Consider the following 3,731-nt stretch of genomic DNA (forward strand, 5'->3'; position numbering starts at 1 on the left):
CGGGTGTTTACCTCCCTTACGAGGCGCCGCTGTCAACTGTCAACTGTCAACTGTCAACTGTCAACTGTTTATCTACTAGCTTATGATTCCTATCTGTTTTACCCTTGGAACCCGCCCTGAAGCCATCAAGTTAGCACCTGTAATTCGGACATTTCAATCATCGCCCAAATTTACGACACAGGTAGTCTTAACTGGGCAACATCGGGAGATGGTAGCACAGGTGATGGAGATCTTTGGGCTGAAAGCCGATCGCGATCTCGATATCATGCAGCATCAGCAGACACTCACAGATATTACCCAGCGAAGCTTACAGGGACTGGAGAAATTATTTAAAGAGATCGAGCCGCAGCTAGTCATCGTTCAAGGCGATACTACTACCGCCTTTGCTGCCGCTCTAGCCGCATTTTACCAGCAAATCCCGATCGGGCATGTCGAAGCCGGATTGCGGACAGACAATATCTACAATCCTTTTCCCGAAGAAGCCAATCGGAGACTAATCTCCCAAATTACCCAGTTACATTTTGCCCCCACCAGTCTCGCCGTCGCCAATCTCCACAAATCCGGCGTCACAGGCGCAATCCATCAGACAGGCAATACCGTCATCGACGCGCTCCTCACCGTTGCCAAATCCCAACCTGCTTGCGATATCCCTGGGTTGGACTGGCACAAATATCGGGTTATTCTCTCCACTGTCCATCGGCGCGAAAACTGGGGCGAACCGCTTCAAAATATTGGTGCAGCCATGCTCCAGATCTTGGAAAAATTTCCCGATACCGCATTATTATTACCCCTCCATCGCAATCCCACCGTCCGCGAACCCCTCACCCAAATATTGGGCAATCATCCCCGCGTCTTCCTCACCGAACCCCTCGACTATAGCCAACTCGTCGGCGCGATCCAACGTAGCTATCTGCTCCTCTCCGACTCCGGTGGGATTCAGGAAGAGGCTCCGAGTTTGGGTAAGCCTGTCTTGGTACTCCGCGACACTACCGAGCGTCCTGAAGCCGTTACGGGCGGTACTGCCAAATTAGTCGGGACGGATGTCGATCGAATTACCGCCGCAGCAAGTGAGTTACTTGGCGATCCGTTGGCTTATCAGGCGATGGCGACTGCTATTAATCCGTTTGGGGATGGGACGGCTTCGATGCAGATTCTGGCTGCGGTGGAGCAGTTTTTTGGAGTGTGAGTGTGAGGTTGGAAATGCGATCGAGATGTTGTTAGGACTGCCTCAAAGTTGGATGTTGGGCATGACCCACTCTAAATTTATAATTAGAGCGTAGGGCGATGGAGTAGCTAATTATGGTCGCACAATCACTCACTGAAACCACTGCAAATATTATTTATCCAGATAGTGACGGTCTACCGATGTCTGACAATACCAAACAATTCCGGTGGATTGTCACGATTAAAGAAAATCTCGAACTGATATATGCCCAAAATCCTGACGTTTTTGTGGCGGGGGATTTATTGTGGTACCCAGTTGAGGGCAATAATACCATTCGCCAAGCACCCGATGTGATGGTGGCGATCGGCAGACCAAAAGGCGACAGAGGCTCTTATCAACAATGGCGGGAAGCCGGAATCGCGCCGCAAGTTGTGTTTGAGATTCTGTCCCCTGGAAATCGAATGGGGGAAATGAATCGCAAATTGCACTTTTACGAACAATATGGTGTGAGTGAGTATTATATCTACGATCCCGATCGAATTGATTTTGCTGGTTGGATGAGAGATGGTGACAGACTAGTAGCGATGGAGGATCTGACCGATTGGACTAGTCCGCTGCTAGAGATTCGCTTTAAGCTCGATGGCGAACTAGAAATTTATCGCCCCGATGGCCAGCCCTTTGTGGGTTTTATCGATTTGGATCTTCGCCGTCAAGCCGCCGAGCAACGCGCGGATACTGCCGAGCAACAGATCGAAAGATTAGCTGCCAAGTTACGAGAATTGGGCATCGATCCAGAAAATATCTAATTCGATCTGGGCGTGTTTAAGTAAGTTCGCTAGTCGTGTCGATCCACTACTAGCGGATTGGTGGTAACGACGTTTTTAAAAATCGATCTAGAAATATTTTTCAACGATCGCGACCAGGTATTTTGTCCAGTATTCGGTCTTTTGGATGGTTTCAGCTTCCACCATCACCCGCATCAGGGGTTCGGTACCAGATGGGCGTACCAGTACCCTTCCAGTATCGCCCATCTCTGCTTCCGCCTCAGCGATCGCCTCTTGCAAGGGTTGACATTTTGCCCAGTTTAGGCGAGATTCGCGATCGTCTACGCGGACATTGTGGAGAATTTGGGGATATGTTTGAAAACTGCTATCTACCAACTCAGCTAGAGATTTTCCTGACTGCTGCACGATCGCCGCTAGATGTAACGCCGTCAAAGTCCCGTCGCCACTGACACTATGCTGAGGCGAGAGAATATGCCCCGACTGTTCGCCACCGAGCATCGCTCCGCTCCTAGTCATCTCAGCCTGGACGTATTGGTCACCTACCGCCGTGCGGATGACTTTACCCCCTAGAGCTTGCCAAGCCCGCTCGAAGCCCAAATTTGCCATCACTGTGGTGATAATTTCATCATTTGGGAGTAACCCCTGTTGTTGGAGATATTGTCCCCAGAAATAGAGGATATAGTCACCATCCACCTTGCGTCCGCGATTGTCCACCGCCAACACGCGATCGGCATCACCGTCGAAGGCAAACCCCAGATCTGCTTGATGGAGGACGACAGCAGCTTGCAAAGAGCGCAGATGAGTCGAGCCGCAATTGACATTGATCCGATCGCCATCCGCCTCATCATGGAGACAAATTAACTCAGCACCCAGTTGGGCGAAAATCTTGGGAGCTACATCCACCGCTGCACCAGATGCCAGATCGAGGACGATTTTCATCCCCGCTAAACTAGTATCTGGTGCGAGGGAATCCTTCATCGCCTCTAGATACTGGGTAATCAATTCCGGCGTAAAGTAGAGATGACCCCACCTTTCTGGTTCTAGATGCGCTCCAGATTGTCCTCTGATGCCTGCCTCGATCGCCGCCTGCAAGTCCTTAGCCAATTTTGTGCCATTCGCGCCGAAAAACTTAATACCATTGTCTTCAGGCGGATTGTGGCTGGCAGAAATCATCACACCACCGATCGCATCGCTAGTCGCCGTCAGATGGGCAACCCCAGGCGTGGGGCACAATCCCAAGTTCCATACCTCAATCCCCGCCGCATTAATCCCTGCCGCTAGAGCACTCGCCAGCATATCACTAGAATTGCGCGAATCTTGACCGATGACGATCGGCCCAACATCATCAGCCGCCTGACGAAGTACCATACCCGCCCAGTATCCCACCTGGAGAGCCAGATTTGCCGTGAGGACATCGCCGACTCTACCGCGAATGCCATCAGTACCGAACAGGGGTGAGTTGGGAAGATTGAGATGATAAGTCGATGATAGAGTCGGAGTAGTAGCTGTCATATTGGGGTAGGGGGAGGCTATTTGGCTGCCAACGATAGATTATCACAACTGACTACCAGCAAAGAGCCTTATTCTTGACTGCTAGAGATTTCGATTCCCAACTCCTTCGGTAAGCACCACTACTATATACACCTGAGTTCGATGAGGCTAGCCTCATCATCAAATCAATTACCTGACTGTGTTTGAGCCAATCACTACCAATCCTCAAAAACTAAGTGTTTCATAAATTATTATCAATAAGCTCTGCTTGTTGATAATTAGCGGTCATT

General features: G+C 50.3%; 3 protein-coding genes. 2 read left to right on the forward strand and 1 reads right to left on the reverse strand.

Going from position 1 to position 3,731, the window contains the following annotated elements; all coding sequences use genetic code 11:
* Positions 1 to 82: 82 nt before the first annotated feature.
* Positions 83 to 1,186 (forward strand): non-hydrolyzing UDP-N-acetylglucosamine 2-epimerase, encoded by a 1,104-nt coding sequence (gene wecB / locus ACEW9I_RS04870; RefSeq protein WP_373539239.1) that lies wholly within the window; start codon positions 83 to 85, stop codon positions 1,184 to 1,186.
* A 113-nt stretch (positions 1,187 to 1,299) separates the two neighbouring features.
* Positions 1,300 to 1,971: a Uma2 family endonuclease gene (locus ACEW9I_RS04875; RefSeq protein WP_373539240.1), complete on the forward strand. Its 672-nt coding sequence runs from the start codon at positions 1,300 to 1,302 to the stop codon at positions 1,969 to 1,971.
* Positions 1,972 to 2,058: 87 nt separating this feature from the next.
* Here ACEW9I_RS04875 and glmM read toward each other — a convergent pair whose 3' ends face one another.
* Positions 2,059 to 3,462 (reverse strand): phosphoglucosamine mutase, encoded by a 1,404-nt coding sequence (glmM, locus tag ACEW9I_RS04880; RefSeq protein ID WP_373539241.1) that lies wholly within the window; start codon positions 3,460 to 3,462, stop codon positions 2,059 to 2,061.
* Positions 3,463 to 3,731 lie beyond the last annotated feature (269 nt).

This window comes from Chamaesiphon sp. (assembly GCF_041738855.1).
Classification (GTDB): Bacteria; Cyanobacteriota; Cyanobacteriia; order Cyanobacteriales; family Chamaesiphonaceae; genus Chamaesiphon.